This window comes from Polaribacter sargassicola, assembly GCF_021991835.1.
Classification (GTDB): Bacteria; Bacteroidota; Bacteroidia; order Flavobacteriales; family Flavobacteriaceae; genus Polaribacter; species Polaribacter sargassicola.
In genome coordinates this window covers 125571-145580 of the sequence record NZ_JAHDAU010000004.1, presented here as the reverse complement: position 1 = coordinate 145580, position 20010 = coordinate 125571, and the positions used below count along the sequence as shown (strand labels likewise).

18 protein-coding genes are annotated in these 20010 nt (G+C 28.3%); 13 read left to right on the top strand and 5 right to left on the bottom strand.

The annotated features are described in order from the left end of the window. Window positions 1-75 precede the first annotated feature (75 nt). The 3 genes from KI686_RS08265 to KI686_RS08255 all read left to right on the top strand — a co-directional run bounded on the left by KI686_RS08265 (window position 76) and on the right by KI686_RS08255 (window position 3496). Complete coding sequence (locus tag KI686_RS08265; protein ID WP_237588807.1) at window positions 76-1842, top strand: ABC transporter ATP-binding protein; 1767 nt, start codon at window positions 76-78, stop codon at window positions 1840-1842. 83 nt (window positions 1843-1925) lie between these two features. Beyond that, on the top strand, window positions 1926-2693 hold the full coding sequence (locus KI686_RS08260; RefSeq protein ID WP_237588806.1) for a DUF6503 family protein: 768 nt from the start codon (window positions 1926-1928) through the stop codon (window positions 2691-2693). Between the two features lie 38 nt (window positions 2694-2731). Next, window positions 2732-3496 carry a DUF6503 family protein gene (locus KI686_RS08255; RefSeq protein WP_237588805.1) on the top strand — a complete coding sequence of 255 codons (765 nt, stop codon included), beginning with the start codon at window positions 2732-2734 and terminating at the stop codon, window positions 3494-3496. A gap of 63 nt (window positions 3497-3559) precedes the next feature. Here KI686_RS08255 and KI686_RS08250 read toward each other — a convergent pair whose 3' ends face one another. From KI686_RS08250 to KI686_RS08230, 5 genes are all read right to left on the bottom strand, one after another. Then, complete coding sequence (locus tag KI686_RS08250; protein WP_237588804.1) at window positions 3560-4225, bottom strand: 3'-5' exonuclease; 666 nt, start codon at window positions 4223-4225, stop codon at window positions 3560-3562. Window positions 4226-4227: 2 nt separating this feature from the next. Then, a complete protein-coding gene (locus KI686_RS08245) occupies window positions 4228-6144 on the bottom strand; it encodes a DUF294 nucleotidyltransferase-like domain-containing protein (protein ID WP_237588803.1) in 1917 nt (638 codons plus the stop codon). Window positions 6145-6167: 23 nt separating this feature from the next. After that, a complete protein-coding gene (locus tag KI686_RS08240; protein WP_237588802.1) occupies window positions 6168-6944 on the bottom strand; it encodes a hypothetical protein in 777 nt (258 codons plus the stop codon). Further along, the gene (locus KI686_RS08235; protein WP_237588801.1) at window positions 6941-7486 is read right to left on the bottom strand and encodes an NUDIX hydrolase; all 546 of its coding nucleotides are present in this window, start codon (window positions 7484-7486) and stop codon (window positions 6941-6943) included. Before KI686_RS08235 ends, KI686_RS08240 begins: the two co-directional genes overlap by 4 nt. 106 nt (window positions 7487-7592) lie before the next feature. After that, window positions 7593-8681 (bottom strand): M42 family metallopeptidase, encoded by a 1089-nt coding sequence (locus KI686_RS08230; protein ID WP_237588800.1) that lies wholly within the window; start codon window positions 8679-8681, stop codon window positions 7593-7595. Window positions 8682-8900: 219 nt separating this feature from the next. On the opposite strand from KI686_RS08230, the gene KI686_RS08225 reads away from it, so the two are divergent. The 10 genes from KI686_RS08225 (at window position 8901) to porD (ending at window position 19991) form a co-directional block, all read left to right on the top strand. Continuing rightward, the gene (locus KI686_RS08225) at window positions 8901-9314 is read left to right on the top strand and encodes a hypothetical protein (RefSeq protein WP_237588799.1); all 414 of its coding nucleotides are present in this window, start codon (window positions 8901-8903) and stop codon (window positions 9312-9314) included. 13 nt (window positions 9315-9327) lie between these two features. Then, window positions 9328-10215 carry an ATP-binding cassette domain-containing protein gene (locus KI686_RS08220; protein WP_237588798.1) on the top strand — a complete coding sequence of 296 codons (888 nt, stop codon included), beginning with the start codon at window positions 9328-9330 and terminating at the stop codon, window positions 10213-10215. A gap of 75 nt (window positions 10216-10290) precedes the next feature. Continuing rightward, on the top strand, window positions 10291-13947 hold the full coding sequence (locus KI686_RS08215) for an ABC transporter permease/M1 family aminopeptidase (protein ID WP_237588797.1): 3657 nt from the start codon (window positions 10291-10293) through the stop codon (window positions 13945-13947). A 5-nt stretch (window positions 13948-13952) separates the two neighbouring features. Beyond that, on the top strand, window positions 13953-15032 hold the full coding sequence (locus tag KI686_RS08210; RefSeq protein WP_237588796.1) for an esterase-like activity of phytase family protein: 1080 nt from the start codon (window positions 13953-13955) through the stop codon (window positions 15030-15032). A 14-nt stretch (window positions 15033-15046) separates the two neighbouring features. Further along, complete coding sequence (locus KI686_RS08205) at window positions 15047-15562, top strand: DUF6913 domain-containing protein (RefSeq protein WP_237588795.1); 516 nt, start codon at window positions 15047-15049, stop codon at window positions 15560-15562. 99 nt (window positions 15563-15661) lie between these two features. Further along, window positions 15662-16537 (top strand): 4-hydroxy-tetrahydrodipicolinate synthase, encoded by an 876-nt coding sequence (gene dapA, locus KI686_RS08200; RefSeq protein WP_237588794.1) that lies wholly within the window; start codon window positions 15662-15664, stop codon window positions 16535-16537. A gap of 161 nt (window positions 16538-16698) precedes the next feature. Further along, a complete protein-coding gene (locus KI686_RS08195) occupies window positions 16699-17571 on the top strand; it encodes an outer membrane protein assembly factor BamD (protein ID WP_237588793.1) in 873 nt (290 codons plus the stop codon). Between the two features lie 5 nt (window positions 17572-17576). Beyond that, window positions 17577-17897 (top strand): DNA-directed RNA polymerase subunit omega, encoded by a 321-nt coding sequence (locus tag KI686_RS08190; RefSeq protein ID WP_237588792.1) that lies wholly within the window; start codon window positions 17577-17579, stop codon window positions 17895-17897. After that, window positions 17897-19108: a bifunctional phosphopantothenoylcysteine decarboxylase/phosphopantothenate--cysteine ligase CoaBC gene (coaBC, locus tag KI686_RS08185; RefSeq protein ID WP_237588791.1), complete on the top strand. Its 1212-nt coding sequence runs from the start codon at window positions 17897-17899 to the stop codon at window positions 19106-19108. Before KI686_RS08190 ends, coaBC begins: the two co-directional genes overlap by 1 nt. Beyond that, window positions 19101-19991 (top strand): type IX secretion system protein PorD, encoded by an 891-nt coding sequence (gene porD / locus KI686_RS08180; RefSeq protein WP_237588790.1) that lies wholly within the window; start codon window positions 19101-19103, stop codon window positions 19989-19991. The genes coaBC and porD overlap by 8 nt, the downstream gene beginning before the upstream one ends. Window positions 19992-20010 lie beyond the last annotated feature (19 nt).

The following is a 20010-nucleotide window of genomic DNA, read 5'->3' as shown; positions in this document are numbered from 1 at the left end:
AGTTTTTTGTTTGTTGTAATTTTGTAAATATGTCAGACTTCAATTTAATGGCATATAAATTGACAACTAATTTTTATGCAGCATTTAAAAGAATCAAAAAAAGAAAATAAAAAGCCAAAAGTAACATTAAAACAAGCTTTTAAAACCATTATTTGGCCAAGAAGAAACTTGGTTTTTTTAGGATTAATTTTAATAATTATAAGAAGTTTATCTGGTTTTGTTTTGCCAATGCAAAGTAAAGTTTTAATGGATGAGGTTGTGCCTAACAAAGATTATAACCAATTATATTATTTAATACTTATAGTTATTGCAGCAATTTTGGTACAAGCAGTTACCTCTTTTTTATTAACAAAGGTATTAAGCATTCAGGCACAATATTTAATATCAGAATTAAGAGCACAAGTACAAAAGAAAGTTTTGTCTTTACCAATCAGTTTTTTTGATAATACAAAATCTGGCGCATTGGTTTCTAGAATTATGACGGATGTAGAAGGTGTAAGAAACTTAATTGGTACAGGTTTGGTGCAACTAATCGGAGGTTCATTTACTGCAATTGTAACATTAGTTATTCTTTTAAAAATGAATGTTTGGATGACGCTTTTTACTTTTGTTCCTTTATCTATTTTTGGAATCATCGCTTTAAAATCATTTAAATACATTCGTCCTATTTTTAGAGCAAGAGGTAAAATTAATGCAGAAGTAAAAGGAAGATTAACAGAAACTTTAGGCGGAATTAGAGTAATTAAAGCCTTTAATGCGGAAGAGCAAGAAAGTAAAATTTTTGAAGAAGGTGTTGCAAATATTTTTATAAATGTTAAAAAAAGTATGACAGCAACAGCTTTAATGACAAGCTCTTCTACACTTTTAATTGGTTTAGCAACAACAGGTGTTATGGGTATTGGTGGTTATTATATTATACAAGGCTCAATGACTTTTGGAGATTTTATTCAGTTTACTTTTTTATTAGCTTTTATGGTTGCGCCTATTGTACAGATGAGCAATATTGGTAGCCAATTAACAGAAGCTTTGGCAGGTTTAGATAGAACCGAAGAGTTAATGAATATGGCTGCAGAAGAAGATAATTTAGAAAGAACCGTTGTTTTAGAAGATTTAAAAGGAGAAATTAATTTTGAGGATGTTTCTTTTGCTTATGAAGAAGGAAAAAAGGTGATTAAAAATATCAACTTTAAGGTTCCGGCTGGTTCTGTTACAGCTTTGGTTGGCAGTTCTGGTTCTGGTAAATCTACTATAGCAGGTTTATCAGCAACATTTTTAAATCCACAATCGGGTAAAATTACGATTGATGGTAAAGATATGTCAAAAGTAAAACTGTCTAGTTTTAGAAAAAATTTAGGAGTTGTTTTGCAAGATGAATTTTTGTTTGAAGGAACAATAAGAGACAATATTTTGTTTCCGAGGCCAAATGCTACAGAAGAAGAGTTGCAAAATGCTGTAAAAGCAGCGTATGTAAATGAATTTACAGATAGATTTGATGATGGTTTAGATACTTTAATAGGAGAAAGAGGTGTTAAATTATCTGGCGGTCAGCGACAAAGATTGGCAATTGCAAGAGCAATTTTAGCGAATCCAAAAATAATTATTTTAGATGAAGCTACTTCTAGTTTAGATACAGAAAGCGAATCTCTAATACAGAAAAGTTTATCAAAACTAATCAAAAACAGAACCACTATTGTAATTGCACATCGATTAAGTACAATAAAACAGGCAGACCAAATTTTAGTTGTAGAAGCAGGTAATATTGCAGAAAGAGGAACTCACGATGAGTTAATCGCCAAAAAAGGAAGGTATTTTGATTTGTACACGTATCAATCTAAAATTTAACACTTAAAAATTACCTTTTTTGTAAAGAAGTTAAATAAAAACGACTGCTTAGATTATTCAATTAAAAATCTATAAACCAAATTATGAAAAAAGTACTTTTATTATTAATTGTTGTAATTGCAATTTCTTGTAAGAACGAACCTAAAAAAGAAACTCAATCAGAAGTTAAAGTTGTTGAAGTTAAAAAAGAAAGCTTCCCAGAAGAATTAGGAAAAGTTTTTAAAGCTCACGGAGGAATTGATACTTGGAGAAATGCAGAAATTTTATCCTTTAAAAAAGGAGAGGAAGTACACACTGTAGATTTAAAATCTCGTATTAATGTTATTAAAGCACCAAATTATGCTGTTGGGTTTGATGGAAAAGAAATTTGGTTAGATGAAGCTGAAAAAGGTGCTTTTAAAGGAAATCCTGCTTTTTATCACAATTTGTATTTTTATTTTTATGCAATGCCTTTTGTTTTGGCAGATGACGGAATTATTTATGAAAAAATAGCACCTTTAACATATAACGAAATTAGTTATCCTGGTTATAAAATTTCTTTTAAAGCAGATAAAGGAAGTTCACCTGATGATAACTACAAGTTGTATTACAACCCAGAAACTTATCAAATGGAATGGTTAGCTTATACGGCTACTTTTAAAACTAAAAAACCAAGTGATAAGTTTAATCTGATTAAATATGGTACTTGGAATAACGTAAACGGATTGTTTTTACCTGCTGAAATTACTTGGTATAAAAAAGATGAAAACGGTGTGCCAACTGAACCAGCAAGACCTGCAACTGCATTTACAGAGGCATCTATAAAAAAGAATGATTTGTTAGATTCTTTTTTTGCTAAACCATTAAAATAAATATATTTGTAACTAAAAGGTTTAAAGAACTTTAAGTTATGAAAAAAAATATTTTATTGTTAGTTGTTTTAATTTGTGTTTCATGTAAAAATGAACCAAAAACGGAAGTTAAAGAAACAATTAAAAAGGTTGAGGTTAAAAAAGATGCTTTTCCAGATGAATTAGGAAAAGTTTTTGAAGCTCATGGAGGAATAAAAAAATGGAGAGATGCACAAACAATTTCTTTTAATAAAGAGGATGAAGCGCACACTTCAGATTTGCATTCTCGTAAAATTGTAATTAACTCGCCTAAATATTCCTTAGGTTTTAATGGAGATAGCATTTGGTCTAATGAAGTAGAAAAAGGTAGCTTAAAAAGAGATCCTAAGTTTTATTACAACTTGTATTTCTATTTTTATGCAATGCCTTTTGTATTAGCTGATGACGGAATAATTTACGAAAAAGTAGACGATTTTATGTTTGAAGGTACTAATTACCCTGGCTATAAAGTATCATATAAAGCAAACGTAGGTACTTCTCCAGATGATAATTATATATTGTATTACAACCCTAAAACTTATCAAATGGAATGGTTGGCTTATACGGTTACTTTTAGATCTAAAGCTCCGGTAGATAATTATAAAATGATAAGATATAATTCTTGGGAAAACGTAAGTGATTTTATTTTACCAAAACAAATTACTTGGTACACAAAAGATAAAGAAGGTAAATTTATACCAACACCAAAAATTGTTGATTTTAAATTGCCTTTAATTAGTAAAGAAAAATTAGATGATTCGTTTTTTGAGAAGCCTACTAATTAAATAGCTTATTAATAAGAAATATAAAAAACTTAGAAAGAGATAAACTTTCTAAGTTTTTTTAGTTTAAAATAAATCTCTTACTGTTAAATTGTTGTTTTTATTTAATCGAGATATTATTTTTAAAAAAGCAATTGCAGTTATAAAAGCATCACCAATTGCAGTGTGTCTATCACTCTTAGAAATGTTTAATTCATCACATAAATTATCTAAGGTATAGCGTTTTTTAGGCAATGTATTTTGATAAACGGCATGTTTAGATTTTCTAAATAAAAATTCTGTATCCAACGTTTTATTTTTAAGGTTTGGTAAATGATGTCTTTGCAATATTTGGTTTATCATTGTTACGTCAAAACCAACATGATGACCAACTAATATAGAATTGCCAATGTATTTTAAAAACTGTTTTAAAGCTTCTAATTCTGTTATTTTGGTATGATTTCCGTTTTTTAAAATTCCGTGAATATGAACAGTTTCTGGGTTAAAAACATCTTGTTTTAAATAAGTTTCAAAACTGTTGTTTATATTTAAAGTATTGTTGGTTAAAGTTACAGCTCCTATAGATAAAATTCTGTCTTTTATTTTATGAAAACCAGTAGTTTCTGTATCAAAAACAATAAATTTAGTTTCTTCTATAGTTAGTTTTGGTATTTCTAAAAAATTATTTTCATATTCTATAAAGAAAGTAGGCAAAGCTTTTTTTACCTTTTTTTGAAACCAATTAAACTTCATGATTAAATTTTATTTGATAAATTAAATCGATGAGAAAGAACTTCTTGAATTTCTCTTATAGGTTTAAAACATCTTTTTAACTTTAATTTTTCTTCTTTAGTTAATGATTCTAGTTTTATAAACTTACCAGAATCGTTGTGTAAAATACCTTGCTTTGTTTTAAATTTAAGTAAGGCTTTAAAAGCATAAGAACAAGATTGATAAAGCTCTTTGTTTTGTGGTTCTATTTCTGCTAATTTTTCAAAACGCAATCCTGTATTATTTATTTCAAAAATATTATTTGATAAAATTAAAAGTCTAGCAGCATTAATTAATGGCATTAAAGCTCTTTTTTTTATGTTAAAAGAATCTTTATGGTCACCATTATTTTCTACTAAAAATTGTCTAAAAAAACCAAGTGGAGATGGGCTTGCAATAGCTTCTTTACCTAAAAAAGTGTATAATAAACTTTTTTCATTTAATGTTTTAAAAATACTTTTGGTTAATTCTTTAGACATATCAGTATCACCATAGATTGCATTAAAATCAAAGAAAATAGATGATAATAAAATGGCTTTTTCATCAATATTAATAATCCAATCATTAAATTGGTTTTTCCATTCAGATAAAGATAAGCACCATTTTGGGTTACTAGCCATCATTTCTGCAGGGCAGTATTCATAACCAATTTTATGTAACGATTTTGTTATGTGTCCTGCTAGTTTTAAAAAGTAATTTTTAGTTTCTAAATAGTTTTCTGTAGTCGTATCTTCAAAAATTAACGCATTATCTTGGTCTGTATATAAGAGTTGTTCTTTTCTGCCTTGGCTACCTAAAGCCAACCAAGTAAATTTTACAGGAGGTGGAGAATCCATTTTTTTTAAGGCAAGTTCTACAACTCTTATGGTAACTGCATCGTTAATTTCTGAAATTATTTTAGAAATATGAGATAATGGAATATTTTGCTCTAAATAAGATTTTAAAAGTAAGTTAGCTTTACTTCTAATTTTACGAATTTCGTTTGTTCTTTTTGCTCTTTTAATTTCTTTTAAAATAACAGTTGGGTTATTTCCTAAAGAAGCCAAAACATCGTGGTTGTTTAAAATACCTATTAATTTAGAATTATTAGTACCGTCAATAGTAATACATAAATGACCAACTTTTTGTTTAATCATTTGTAATTGAGCATCTAAAACTGTAAGCTTTTTAGTTTGTGTAATTACAGGAGAAGACATTATTTCTTTTACAGAAATATCAATAGAAAAAAGACCAGTTGCAATTTTATTTTTTAGATCACTATTGGTAATAATTCCTTTAGGTATGTCTTTGTCATCAACCACAACAATACAACCAACTTTTTGATTGCTCATTTTTATAGCAGCTTCTTTAATTGTAGTATTAACAGTACAACTTAAAGGTTTTTTTGTATAATTAACAGAATGTAGATTAGAATATTTTAATTTATCTTTTACTATATAATCAGTGAAAATATTATTGTTTTGTTCGTTTGTATAAGGGTCAAAAGATTTTGAAGCAAAAGAAGTAATAAGATATTTATTTACTTTTAAATTGTTTTCTGAAACTGCTTCAAAAGTTTTAATAGGAATTCCGTAAATAATAGATTCTTCGTTTGCAATTGCATCTAAAACGTAGTTTTCTTTACTAATTAATGGCCTTAAGCCAAAAATATCACCACCATCACAAATATCAATTAGAATTTTTTCTTTTTTTAAATTTTTATATAAGTTGATAGCTCCGTTTCTAACAATATAAAAATGATTATGATTGGTGTCGTTTTGGTTAAATAGAATTTTTCCTTTTTCTAAATAAATGATGTTTATTTCTTTTGAAATATCCATTAATTTATCTTTTGACAATAAATTAAAAGGAGGGTAGTTTTTTAGAAAATCAAAAACACGTTCTGCAATTGAATTTTTCATCTATTTTTAAAGGTTGATAAATTTTAATAGTCACTTTTACTAACTGGTGTGTTTTCTAAGTCAAAAACAGCCGTACTAATATTAACTTCAAACCAGTTTTTAAACATTTTATAGTTTCGTCTTTGTGGCCAGGCCTTTTTATCAGTATGCCAATCTTCTAATTCTCTCATAAAATAGTTGTCAAATTTCTTTTTTAAATGAGTTTCAATATCCTTGTGACTAGTGTTGTTAATTAAATATATATTTATATCCTTAAACTCAGAAGCGTCAATTTTAGAAGTTGGGTAAAGAGTATTGTGCCAATCTATAAATGGTTGCAAAGGTTTAATAGTAATGGCAGATCTATTGATGTAGTTTTCCTCAAATTCATCTTCCATAGGTGCTGTTTCTGAAGATTGAAAAAACATATTAGTCATATATGTATCTTCATCTTCTGTTACGACATTTATAGAGAATGTTTTTTTATTTTTCTTTATGTTAAAATCAATGATAAAATCAGAAAATTCTTCAAATTCTAGATTTTTATGTGCAATCATCTTTAGTAATAAATCATAATCAATATCCTCGTCTTTTGCGTTTGATATTATGTCTTCAAAATCATCTTCATCAAGAATGGAACTCATGTTACCAAAATTCCATGCATTAATAGCTAATTCAAAAATATCTTCTTGATATTCAAAGCTTTCAAACTCTTTTGTAAACGGTAATATGAATTTTTCAAGTAATTCAGCATATTTAACTTCTGTATTTAGAATGTTTTTATCGTTTTCAAATAAGTTTACTATTTTATTTTTTTTCATTTTTGAGTATGTTTTATTATTTTATCGTAAACCGAACAATAATAATCATGAAAACGAGAAAGCAAAACGTTTTCTAAATTTTTGGTACTTTTTAAGGTTGATAAATCAAACAATTTAATGTCATCAACCTCTTCTTTTTGGATGATTAATGTTGAAATAGGTTTTTTAAGCTCTGCGATAAAAACATGATGATGTTCGTTATCTTGAATTCCGTTTGGATGTTTAACCTGATGAATTCTTGTACCAATTTTGATGAAATCTTTTTCGGATAATTGCAAACCAATTTCTTCTAAAACCTCTCTTTTAGCTGATGTTAAAACATCTTCGCCGGCCGCAATGTGTCCTGCAACAGAAATATCCCATAAACCCGGAAAAACTTTTTTTGTCATTGCTCTTTTTTGAAGCAATATTTTTTCATCCGCGGTAAATAACCAAATATGTACAGTGGCATGAAACCAACCATTTTTATGTGCTTCAGATTTTAAAGCTGTTTTTCCTGTAGGTTTTCCATCAGGAGTTAAAATGTCTATTAGTTCATCCATTTTTTTTAACCGCTAAGTTCGCAAAGAAACCGCAAAGGCCACAAAGTTATATGATTCATTTTTTGCGACCTTTGCGAAAACTTAGCGCTTTTGCGTTTTCTATATTTTATTCAAAGTAAGAAAAAGTATCTCCGTCTTTAATGTTTAATAATGTTTCGTAAATCATTTTAATTACATTTTCTACATCATCTCTATGTACCATTTCTACAGTTGTGTGCATGTATCTTAAAGGTAAAGAAATTAGAGCAGAAGCAACACCACCGTTGCTGTAAGCAAAAGCATCTGTGTCTGTACCGGTTGCTCTAGAAAGGGCAGAACGTTGAAAAGGAATTTTTTTAGCCTCTGCAGTTTCTGTAATTAAATCGCGTAATTTTTGTTGTACAGCAGGTGCGTAAGCAACAACTGGGCCTTTACCTAATTCTAATAAGCCAGCTTTTTTAGGTTCAATCATTGGTGTTGTTGTATCGTGAGTAACATCAGTAACAATAGCAACATTTGGTTGAATGGTTTGTGTAATCATTTCTGCACCACGTAAACCAATTTCTTCTTGTACCGAGTTTGTAATGTATAAGCCAAAAGGTAATTCTTTACCATTTTCTTTTAGTAAACGAGCAACTTCGGCAATCATAAACCCACCCATTCTGTTGTCTAAAGCTCTACAAACAAATTTATCTCCGTTTAAGATATGGAATTCATCTGGATACGTAATTACGCAACCAACATGCACGCCTAAATCTTCTACTTCTTTTTTGGTAGCACAACCTGTATCTATAAAAATATTGTCTGGTTTTGGAGCTTCTTCATTAGATCTATCTCTTGTATGTATTGCTGGCCAACCAAAAACACCTTTAACAATACCTTTTTTAGTATGAATATTTACAATTTTACTTGGTGCAATTTGATGATCAGAACCTCCATTTCTAATAACATAAATCAACCCATTATCAGAAATGTAATTTACATACCAAGAAATTTCGTCTGCGTGGCCTTCTATAACAACTTTGTATTTTGCATCAGGGTTTATAACACCTACTGCAGAACCGTATGTGTCTGTAATAAAAGTGTCTACATAAGGTTTTAGATAATCCATCCAAATTTTTTGACCTTCCCATTCGTAACCGGTTGGTGCTGCATTATTTAAATATTTCTCTAAAAATGTAAGAGATTCTTTATTTAATATTGATTCTTTTGACATTGTTTTTTATTTATAAATTAAAAAAGTAATTGAAGTAAAAAATATTTGTTTGTAGGTTTTCTTTTAATAGAAATATAGAAAGAAAAGTTGTTGTAACAATTTATACTTCTTAGTGTAAAAATAATACGATTTTTTTACTATATCTTATATTTGTCTTAAATTTTGTAACAAATTACTTCTTAAATCTACAAATAGAATTAAACTAACACTACTTAAAATATGAAAAAATTAAAAATCATTTTTACGTTTTTTTCAATCTTTATTGTTTTTAGCTGTACAACAACATCTACAGGAACTTCTGATTTAAATCCTGAATTTAAAATTGGTAAAAATGGTTTTGAAAAAAGACTAAAAAAAGGTTTTGATTTTGAAAAATTAAATATCGGAACATATTATTCTAACAAAAACGGAATATCACAAGAGAATGGAGTAAATTTAACATTTACAATAAGTGATTTTTCAAAATATTCAAATAGCGATTTTTTTAAAATATCAAAACATATAAAAAAAGAACTTCAAGAATATTTATTAAATTTAAATAATTACGATTACGTAAAGATTATTTATAACAGAGTGTATAAAGAAGATGGTTTAGAAAAAACATCTTCAGTAAAAATAAAATTAAAGCTATAAAAAAACCAACAATATGAAGTTAGTAATTAAAAATTTAACCAAAACATATAAAAATGGAGTAAAACCTATAGATAATTTAAGTTTAGAAATAGGTACAGGAATGTTTGGTTTATTAGGACCTAATGGAGCAGGAAAATCTTCTTTAATGAGAACGATTGCAACATTACAAAGTCCGGATGCTGGTTCTATTACTTTTGGTGATATTAATGTTTTAGAAGACAATATGTCTTTACGTAAAGTATTAGGTTATTTACCTCAATCTTTTGGTGTATATCCTAAAATGTCTGCAGAAGATTTGTTAGATTATTTTGCTACTTTAAAAGGAATCGCAAAAAAAGACGAAAGAAAAGCAATTGTAAAAGAGGTTTTAGAAATTACTAATTTATATGAAGTAAGACACAAACATGTTGCGGGCTATTCTGGCGGAATGAAACAGCGTTTTGGTATTGCACAATTGCTTTTAAACAATCCTAAATTAATTATTGTTGATGAACCAACGGCGGGTTTAGACCCTGCAGAAAGACATCGTTTTTTAAATGTTTTAAGAGAGGTTGGTAGCAATTGTACAGTTATTTTTTCTACACATATTGTAGAAGATGTTAAAGAATTATGTAATGAAATGGCTATTTTAAACGGAGGACGAATTTTAAAACACTCTACGCCACAAAAAGCCACAGAAGAATTAGAAAATACAATCTGGACAAAAATAATAGATAAAGACGATTTAGAAGAAAACATGAAAATGTATAACGTATTGTCTAGAAACTTTAATGCAGATAATACTTTAAATATAAGAGTGCACGCAATAGAAAAACCTTCGGAAGACTTTATTGCAGCAACACCACAATTAGATGACGTGTATTTTATTGCTTTAAAACAAGACGAACCAGTAACTGCATAATTAAAATGTAGGTTCTAGAGCAGTCGAGAACTAAAACAAAACAATTTAACAGTTCAACTTTTACACATTAAAATTATGTTTTCTACTATTTTTAAACAAGAGTTAAAATATTGGTTTAACAAGCCTGTTTTTTATATTTATATTTCAATTTTTTTATTGATTTCTTTCTTTTTATCAGCAACATCTGCGGGTATTTGGGATGGAATTTCTGGCACAACAGGTTCTTCTAGAATTGTAAATTCACCCATTGGAGTAACAGGTTTGTTTAATGCATTTACAATTTTAATATTCTTTTTATTTCCGTCAATTATTGGAGTTTCTATTTACAGAGATTACAAAAGCGAAATGCACACTATTTTATATTCGTATCCGTTTACAAAGGCTAATTATTTATTCGCAAAGTTTTTTAGTGGAATTGTAGTGGTTTCTGCCATTGTTTTGGTTATTGCTTTCGGTATGATTATAGGGTTTCGTTTTCCTGGAACCAACTCTGATATTGTTGGCGATTTTAATATAACAACGTATTTAACAACTTATTTGGTGTATATTTTGCCAAATGTGTTGTTTTTTGGAGCGGTTGTTTTTGCAATCGTTACTTTTTCTAGAAGTATTGCTGCTGGTTTTATTACAGTTATAATTTTAATGTTTGTACAAGGAGCAATTTCTAGTATTTTATCAGAACCAGAACAAGCAACTTTATTGGCTATTTTAGATCCTTTTGGGTCTTCCGCATCATCATATTATACTAAATATTGGACTGTTGCTGAGCAAAATGAACTGCAATTGCCTATCGGAGAATTGGTAATTTATAATCGCCTGTTGTGGTTGGTAGTTTCTTCTTTAATTTTTGGTTTGGTTTACAAATACTTTAAATTTACTCAGAATGCCATTACACTTTCTTTTAAAAGATCTAAAGGAGAAAGAGTTACAAAATCTAATTTTAGCGGAATTACAAGAATAACATTGCCAAAAGTATCTTATGATTATTCTTTTATTCAGAATTTAAAAGTGATGTGGAAGTTGTCTAACATCGATTTTAAATACATTTTTAAAAGTTTACCATTTATTTGCATTCTTATTGTTGGGCTTTTAATGTTATTTGGAACGCTGTTTATTTCTAGTGAAATTTTTGGAACAGATACATTACCAGTAACTTGGCAAATGTTAGGCGGTGGAAATATCTTTAGTTTATTTGTAATTAACATTTGTACTTTTTTATATTCAGGTATGTTAATACAAAGAGCCAGAACAGCAAAAATTAATCATTTAGTTGATAGTACACCCATACCAAATTGGACCTTATTATTCTCTAAATTAATTGCCATTTTAAAAATGCAATTGGTTTTATTGGCAGTAATTATGGTTTCTGGTATGTTGTTTCAAGCATATCAAGGATATTATAATTTCGAAATCGGTCATTATGTAAAAGAACTATTTGGCTTAAAATTTTTAAACTATGTGGTTTGGGCTTTCTTGGCAATTTTTGTACAAACCTTGTTTAAAAATCAATATTTAGGTTTGTTGGTTTTATTGATTGTAGCTATCGGAATTCCGTTTTTAGATTTAGTAGGAATAGAATTGGCTATCTTTAAATATAACGAAGGGCCAGGTTTTAGTTATTCTGATATGAATGGTTATGGCTCTGCATTATCTAGATATTTATGGTACAAAATCTATTGGATTTTAGGCGGAAGTTTATTACTAATTGCTAGTGTTTTATTTTGGGTTAGAGGTTTGCCAAATTCTTTTGCAGAAAGATTAGAAATTGCTAAAAATAGATTTAAAATACCTCAAAAAATAAGTTTAGCTATTTTTTCAGTTGCTTTTTTAACTTTAGGATTTACCATTTATCAAGAAACAAAATCGGATGAAGAAAATTCTGCCTCTAAACAAGCTGAATTAAATGCTGTAAAATGGGAAAAAACATATAAAAAATACGAGAATTACAAACAACCAAGAATTGTAGCTGTAAATGCTGATGTAGCCATTTATCCGAAGAAAAGAACGTACAAAGCAAGTGCTGTTTTTACAATGATAAATAAAACTGACAAAGCTATTGATAGTATTTTTTTAAATCATAATTCGTTAGAAAGTACTTTTGAGTTTAATAAACCAAACAATTTGGTTTTAGAAGACACTGTTTTTAATTTTGATATTTATAAGTTCGATAAAAAAATACTGCCAGGCGATTCTTTACAATTAACCGTGCATGTTAAGAGTGATAAAAATACCATGTTTCAAAGAAAATCTCCTGTTTTAGAAAACGGAACTTTTTTAAATAATTTCTCCATGTTTCCTTCTTTAGGATATTCTTCTGGCGGAGAACTAACAGATAATAAAACAAGAGAAAAATACGATTTACCGCCAAATAATTTACGCCCGCAACCAACAGATTCTACGGCTTTAAACAATACGTATATTTCTAAAGATTCTGATTGGATAGATTTTGAAGCAACCGTTTCTACATCCGAAGACCAAATTGCCATTGCGCCAGGTTATTTGCAAAAAGAGTGGACAGAAGATGGTCGTAAATATTTCCATTATAAAATGGATAGCAAAATGTTGAACTTTTATGCATTTAATTCGGCAAGATATCAAGTTAAAAAAGAAATGTGGAACGGAATTAGTTTAGAAATTTACTATCATAAACCACACGATTATAATTTAGATAGAATGATGAAAGGGATGAAAGCATCTATCACTTATAATGAGAAAAATTTTAGTCCTTATCAACATAAACAATTAAGAATTATTGAGTTTCCGAGAACACACGGAACTTTTGCACAATCATTTGCAAATACAATTCCGTTTTCTGAAGGATTTGGTTTTATTGCTGCTGTAGATGATACTAATGAAGACGGAGTAGATTATCCGTTTGCAGTAACAGCACACGAAGTTGCACATCAATGGTGGGCGCATCAAGTAATAGGAGCCGATGTTTTAGGAGCAACAATGTTATCAGAAAGTTTATCGGAATACGTTTCTTTAAAAGTATTAGAACATCAGAACGGAAAACCAAAAATGCGCACGTTTTTAAAAGAAGCTTTAGATGGATATTTAATGCAAAGAACTTTAGAGACGAAGAGAGAAAAACCTTTAATGTATAATGACGGACAAGGATACATTCGTTATCAAAAAGGATCTTTGGTTTTTTATGCTTTAAGTGATTATATTGGAGAAGAAAAGTTAAACGCAACTTTAAAAAAATATGTAGAAAAGGTACAATTTCAAGAAGCGCCGTATACAACTTCTGTAGAAATGGTGAATTACATTAAAGAGGTTACACCAGATTCTTTACAATATGTAATTAAAGATATGTTTGAAACTATAACGCTTTACAAAAACAGAATTGTAGAAGCAAAATCGATACCATTAGGAGACGGAAAATATCAAGTAGATATAGAATTTGAAGTTTCTAAGTATAGAAATGATGAAAAAGGAAAAAAGTTTTATGGAGAAAAAGTAGGAGATACTTTAAGCTATAAATCAGAAAATATGAGCAAGCCAATTTTATCACTTCCATTACAAGATTATATAGATATTGGTATTTTTACGGAAGAGGAAGTTGATGGTGTTGCCAAAGAAAAAGAGCTATATCTACAAAAACATAAAATTACACAGATTAATAATAAAATATCAATTATTGTAGATAAAAAACCAGTAGAAGTAGGTGTAGACCCTTATAATAAATTAATTGATACACAATCTGACGACAACAGAAGAAAGTTATAAATGAAATGAGAAAAATATTTTTAGTAGCGATAATAATCTGTGTTTTTTTATCTTGTAAAACAACAAAAGAATTACAATTAAACTTTTTAGATGAGTATATTTTAGCTGATTCGTTAAAATTAAATAATGAAAAAATTGGCGGTTTGTCTGGTGTTGATTTTGCCAATAATCAATATTATTTTGTAGTAGATGATGCTAAAAACCCAAGAGTTTTATCTGGCGATATTATTGTTGCTAACAATAAAATTACAGCTGTAGATTTTAAAAAATCTATTTATTTAAAGGACAGTACAAGTCAGTTTTATCAAGAAAACGTACTCGATTTAGAGTCTGTTTTTGTTGATGAAGAAACAGGAGCAATCAATTTAACCAGTGAAGGTTCTATAAACTATAATAAAACGCCATCTGTTTTTAATATTGATAAAAACGGAAAGTTTTTAGAAAGTTTTCAATTACCAAAAAGTTTATCAAATTTAAAAACAATAAAACACAATGCTGTTTTAGAAGGTTCTTCAAAAAGTTTTGATAAAAAAGGGTTTTGGGTTGCTATGGAAGGTGTTTTAACCGTTGATGGAGAAGAACCAACTTTTACAAAACAATCATCGCCAATAAGAATTACTTATTATGATAAAACAAGCAAAAATGCAACCAAGCAATTCGCATATCAATTAGAACATATTACAAAACCAGCAAAAGGAAAAATTAATTTAAATGGAGTAACAGCTATTTTAGAATATCAAAAAAATCGATTTTTTATTGTAGAAAGAACGTACCAAAGTGGTTATGAGTCTTACGGTAATATCATTAGAATTTTTGATGTTGTTTTAGATGATGAGGTTACAAATATTTTAAATGTAGATTCTTTAAAATCAACTAAATTTGTACCGCTTAAAAAAAGATTGGTTTTTAATTTTGAAGATGTAAAAGATAAATTAACAGACAGAATTATAGATAATATAGAAGGAATTACTTTTGGTTCAAAATTACCGAACGGAAATCAAACTTTAATTTTAATTTCTGATGATAATTTTCAATTATACGGTAAGCAATTAAATCAATTTATATTGTTAGAGATTCAAAAATAAATAATAGTAAATTGATGAGTTTGTTTAATATAAAAGAATTAAGATTAAGAAAAAAGTTTGATAAAATTTTATCAGATAAAAAAGAAATATTCACAGATAAAGAAATTAAAAGTATAGGAATAATTAGCTTATCTACAATTTCTGAAAGCTTAAAATTAGAAGAAGAAATTGCATCAATACTTGGTGTAAAAAACATCAAAATCTATAGTTTCTGTAAAGACAGTAAACTAAAAGAAGATTCTTTTCAATATTTTTCAAAAAAAGATATTAATAGCAAAGGCAATTTTATAAATCCTAATTTACAAAGTTTTTTAGAAGAACCATTCGATTTATTAATCGGCTATTTTAAAGAAGATAACTTATATTTAAAAATGGCAATTTTACAATCTAGGGCTTCTTTTAAAGTTGGGTTTACAGGTGTAGATGAAAACTTATATAGAATAGAAATATCAGAAAAAACAGAAAATTTAAAATCATTTAGTTTAGAGCTAAAAAAATACTTACAACTTTTTAAGAAGCTAAAAAATTAAACTTTAAAATTAAAATTGTTTATTCTTTACGAGAAAAAAATATTTTTAGTTTAAATTAATGATAAAAGTGTAATTTTGCGCCTTATAAAATACAGAATAATGCAAAAATTTATTGGAACCGGAGTTGCCTTAGTTACGCCATTTAAAGAAGATTTAAGTGTAGATTTTGATGCGCTTATAAAATTGGTAAACTTTAACATAGACAACGGTACAGATTACCTAGTAATAAACGGTACAACCGCAGAAAGTGCGACTATTACAAAAGAAGAAAAACAAGAGATAATAAATGTTATTATAAAGACTAATAATAAGCGTTTGCCTTTAGTTTTAGGTGTTGGTGGTAATAATACAGCTTTAGTTTTAGAAGAACTAAAAACTAGAGATTTTACAGGTATTGATGGTATTCTTTCTGTAGCACCTTATTATAGTAAACCAACGCAAGAAGGTTTTTATCAACATTTTAAAGCAATTGCAGAAACTACAGATTTACCAATTATTTTATATAACGTACCTGGTAGAACTGCAAAAAATATGGAGCCAGCAACTACAATTCGTTTAGCAAATGAGTTTGAAAACATAGTTGGGGTAAAAGAAGCGGGTAATAACCAACAACAGTACAATACTTTATTAAGAGATAAACCAGAAGGTTTTTTAGTGATTTCTGGTGATGATGATTTAGCTTTAGGTGTTGCTTTAGCCGGTGGATCTGGTGTAATTTCTGTAATTGGTCAAGCTTTTCCTAAAGAATTTTCTACAATGATAAATCATGGATTAGAAGGTAACAATAAAGAGGGATATAAAATTCATTTTAAAATGATGGATGTTATAGATTATATTTTTGAAGAAAATAATCCTGCCGGAATTAAAACAGTTTTACAAGAATTAAACATTTGTAAAAACGAAGTACGTTTGCCTTTGGTAAAAGCAAGTAATGAACTTTCAGCTAAAATTTCTAAATTTGTAGCAAGTTTTTAGTATTTTTTTTAGGTAAATTAAAAGTTATTGTTTTAACATTAACAAACTTTTAGCAGGATATAAAATCTTTTTTTACGTTTTTTGTGTCATTGTTATTAGACATAATTTGCGGTCTAAAAAAAATGTTTTATTTATCCATAATTAATAACTAATTTTGCAGGATGCAAAAAATTAAAAATTTAGCGTGTTTATTGATTGTTTCACTTGTATTATTTTCATGTGGAGAATATCAAAAAGTATTAAACAAAGGTTCTGTAGAAGAACAATATAAAATGGCTGTAAAACTTTACGAAAGTAAAAAATACAGTAAAGCTTTACGTTTATTCGAAAAGGTGACACCAACTTACAGAGGTAAACCACAAATGGAGCGTATACAATATATGGTAGCACAATCTAACTTTAACGAGAAAGATTACAGTATTTCTGGTTATTATTTTGATCGATTTGCTAAAAATTACCCTAAAAGTTCTAAGAAAGAAGAAGCGGCTTTTTTATCTGCTTACAGCTATAAATTAGCTTCGCCGGTTTATAGTAAAGATCCAACAGAAACAATAAAAGCATTAGAAGCTTTTCAAAGCTTTATAAATGATTATCCAGATTCAGATAAAATAGAAGAAGCTAATCAACATTATAAAGACTTAAGATACAAGCTTCAAAAAAAATACTTTGAAATAGCAAAAACTTATTACAGAACTGCAGATTATGATATGAGAAATTATAAAGCAGCAATACAAGCTTTTGATAATTTATTAGCAGATTATTTAGGTTCTGAGTTTAAAGAAGAGGCTTTATTTTACAGGCTAAAAGCAGCACATGATTTTGTGCTAAAAAGTACAATTAGAAGAAAACCAGAAAGGGTAGATGATGCTGTTAGAGCATATGAAAAGTTAGAAAGAAATTTTCCTAAATCTAAATTTATGGAAGAGGCTAACACAATGTTAGTAACTCTAAAAGAAGAAAAAAAGGTTGCGGAAGAATTAATTGCTAAACAACTAGAATTTCAAAAAAAACAAAAAGAAACAATAATTAAGTAATTATTATGGACTATAAAGATACAAAGGCAGCATTAAGTACTGTTACTTATAACAAAAACGAAATAGAAGCTCCAACACAAAACATTTACGAAGCTATTTCTGTTATTGCCAAAAGAGCAAACCAAATAAATGCAGATTTAAAGAAAGAATTGGTTGATAAATTAGATGAGTTTGCTACTTATAACGATAGTTTAGAAGAAGTTTTTGAAAATAAAGAACAAATAGAGGTTTCTAAATTTTACGAAAAATTACCAAAACCAACTGCATTAGCTGTTGAGGAGTGGTTAAATGATAAAGTATATTTTAGAAATCCAGAAGCAGAATAATGTCTGTTTTAAGTGGTAAAAAAATCCTTTTAGGTATTACTGCTGGTATAGCAGCATATAAGACGGCTAGTTTAGTTCGTTTATTTATAAAATTAGACGCAGAGGTTAAAGTAGTTATGACACCTGCGTCTAAAGATTTTATAACACCTCTTACATTATCTACACTTTCTAAAAACCCAGTTCATTCAACTTTTTATGATAAAGAAGATGAAAATGAATTATGGAACAATCATGTAGATTTAGGTCTTTGGGCAGATTATATGGTTATTGCACCTGCAACAGCAAATACCATGTCTAAGATGGCAAACGGAACTTGTGATAATTTGTTATTAGCAACTTATTTATCTTCTAAATGCCCTGTTTACTTAGCACCTGCAATGGATTTGGATATGTACATTCATCCATCAACAAAGAAAAGTTTAGATAAATTAAAATCTTTTGGCAACACTATAATTCCTGCAACTTCTGGTGAGTTAGCTAGTGGTTTGGTAGGAGAAGGAAGAATGGCAGAACCAGAAGATATTGTGGCTTTTATAGAAAATGATATTTTATCTAAATTACCTTTAAAAGGAAAAAAACTATTATTAACTGCAGGTCCAACTTATGAGGCTATAGATCCTGTGCGTTTTATAGGAAATCATTCTTCAGGTAAAATGGGATTTGCAATTGCAAAAGCCGCAGCAAATTTAGGAGCAGAAGTCTATTTAATTTCTGGACCAAGCAATCAAAAAATAAATCATTCATTTGTAAAAAGAATAGATGTAGTTTCTGCCGAAGATATGTATGTTGCTGCTCATTCTTATTTTAATGATGTAGATATCGCAATACTTTCTGCAGCTGTTGCAGATTATAAACCAAATAATGTTGCGAGTCAGAAAATAAAAAAGAAAGATTCTTCGTTACAAATAGAATTAGCACCAACAAAAGATATTTTAGCATCTTTAGGTAAAATTAAAAAAGATCAATTTTTGGTAGGTTTTGCATTAGAAACTAATAACGAGTTAGAAAACGCAAAAGGTAAACTTAAACGTAAAAAATTAGATGCAATTGTATTAAACTCTTTACAAGACAAAGGAGCTGGTTTTGCAACCGACACAAATAAAATAACGATTATAGATAAAGATTTAAGAGAAAAATCTTTTGAATTAAAATCTAAAGTAGAAGTTGCTAAAGATATCATAAATGAAATTGTTAAGAAGATAAATGCGTAAAATTGTATTCCTTTTACTGTTATTATTTTTAGTTTTTAAGAGTAATTCTCAAGAATTAAATTCTTTAGTAACTATTAACTATAATCAAGTAGAAGGTACAAATACTCAGGTTTTTAAAACTTTAGAAAAGTCTTTATCAGAGTTTATTAATCAAACAAAATGGACTAACAAAGAAGTAAAACCAGAAGAGAGAATAGATTGTGCTTTTACAATTATTATTACCTCTAGGCAGTCTAATAGTTTTGAAGCTACTTTACAAGTACAATCTACAAGGCCAGTTTATGGTTCTACATACGCAACACCCGTTTTAAGTTTAAAAGACAACGATTTTAGCTTTAGATATAATGAGTTTGATCCTTTAATTTATAACAGAAATTCTTTTGATAATAATTTGGTATCTACCATTGTTTTTTATGCAAACGTCATTTTAGGTGCAGATGCAGATACTTTTAAGAAAAATGGTGGAGAAGTTTATTTTAAAGAAGCGCAAAACGTAATGCTACAAGCACAACAAAGTGGTCTTGCAGCTTGGCAAAATGTAGTAGGTGAACAAAATCGTTTTTTATTGATAGATAATTTTTTATCACCTAAATTAACAGCATTTAAAACGGCAACTTACAATTATCATAGAAAAGGTTTAGACAATCTTGCTTCTAATAAAAGTGATGCAAAACAAGCTATAGAAGATGCAGTAATTTCTTTAGAAAAAATATATAATAAAACAGTTGGTAATTACTTAATTCGTTTATTTTTTGATGCTAAGGCAGATGAAATTGTAAATATTTACTCTGATGGACCAGAAACCAGAAGTAAAAACAAACTAATACAAGTTGTTAAGAAAATATCTACAAACAACAATTCTAAGTGGAGAAATATTAACTAGGTTTTAGTTTCTATTATTC

Bases quoted from the DNA above. Each gene is read 5' to 3' on its own strand.
- KI686_RS08255 (WP_237588805.1), top strand. From the start codon at position 2,732: ATGAAAAAAAATATTTTATTGTTAGTTGTTTTAATTTGTGTTTCATGT.
- coaBC (WP_237588791.1), top strand. From the start codon at position 17,897: ATGTCTGTTTTAAGTGGTAAAAAAATCCTTTTAGGTATTACTGCTGGT.
- KI686_RS08235 (WP_237588801.1), bottom strand. From the start codon at position 7,486: ATGGATGAACTAATAGACATTTTAACTCCTGATGGAAAACCTACAGGA.
- KI686_RS08240 (WP_237588802.1), bottom strand. From the start codon at position 6,944: ATGAAAAAAAATAAAATAGTAAACTTATTTGAAAACGATAAAAACATT.
- KI686_RS08225 (WP_237588799.1), top strand. From the start codon at position 8,901: ATGAAAAAATTAAAAATCATTTTTACGTTTTTTTCAATCTTTATTGTT.
- KI686_RS08250 (WP_237588804.1), bottom strand. From the start codon at position 4,225: ATGAAGTTTAATTGGTTTCAAAAAAAGGTAAAAAAAGCTTTGCCTACT.
- KI686_RS08245 (WP_237588803.1), bottom strand. From the start codon at position 6,144: ATGAAAAATTCAATTGCAGAACGTGTTTTTGATTTTCTAAAAAACTAC.
- KI686_RS08210 (WP_237588796.1), top strand. From the start codon at position 13,953: ATGAGAAAAATATTTTTAGTAGCGATAATAATCTGTGTTTTTTTATCT.
- KI686_RS08215 (WP_237588797.1), top strand. From the start codon at position 10,291: ATGTTTTCTACTATTTTTAAACAAGAGTTAAAATATTGGTTTAACAAG.
- KI686_RS08190 (WP_237588792.1), top strand. From the start codon at position 17,577: ATGGACTATAAAGATACAAAGGCAGCATTAAGTACTGTTACTTATAAC.
- porD (WP_237588790.1), top strand. From the start codon at position 19,101: ATGCGTAAAATTGTATTCCTTTTACTGTTATTATTTTTAGTTTTTAAG.
- KI686_RS08265 (WP_237588807.1), top strand. From the start codon at position 76: ATGCAGCATTTAAAAGAATCAAAAAAAGAAAATAAAAAGCCAAAAGTA.
- KI686_RS08205 (WP_237588795.1), top strand. From the start codon at position 15,047: ATGAGTTTGTTTAATATAAAAGAATTAAGATTAAGAAAAAAGTTTGAT.
- KI686_RS08230 (WP_237588800.1), bottom strand. From the start codon at position 8,681: ATGTCAAAAGAATCAATATTAAATAAAGAATCTCTTACATTTTTAGAG.
- dapA (WP_237588794.1), top strand. From the start codon at position 15,662: ATGCAAAAATTTATTGGAACCGGAGTTGCCTTAGTTACGCCATTTAAA.
- KI686_RS08220 (WP_237588798.1), top strand. From the start codon at position 9,328: ATGAAGTTAGTAATTAAAAATTTAACCAAAACATATAAAAATGGAGTA.
- KI686_RS08195 (WP_237588793.1), top strand. From the start codon at position 16,699: ATGCAAAAAATTAAAAATTTAGCGTGTTTATTGATTGTTTCACTTGTA.
- KI686_RS08260 (WP_237588806.1), top strand. From the start codon at position 1,926: ATGAAAAAAGTACTTTTATTATTAATTGTTGTAATTGCAATTTCTTGT.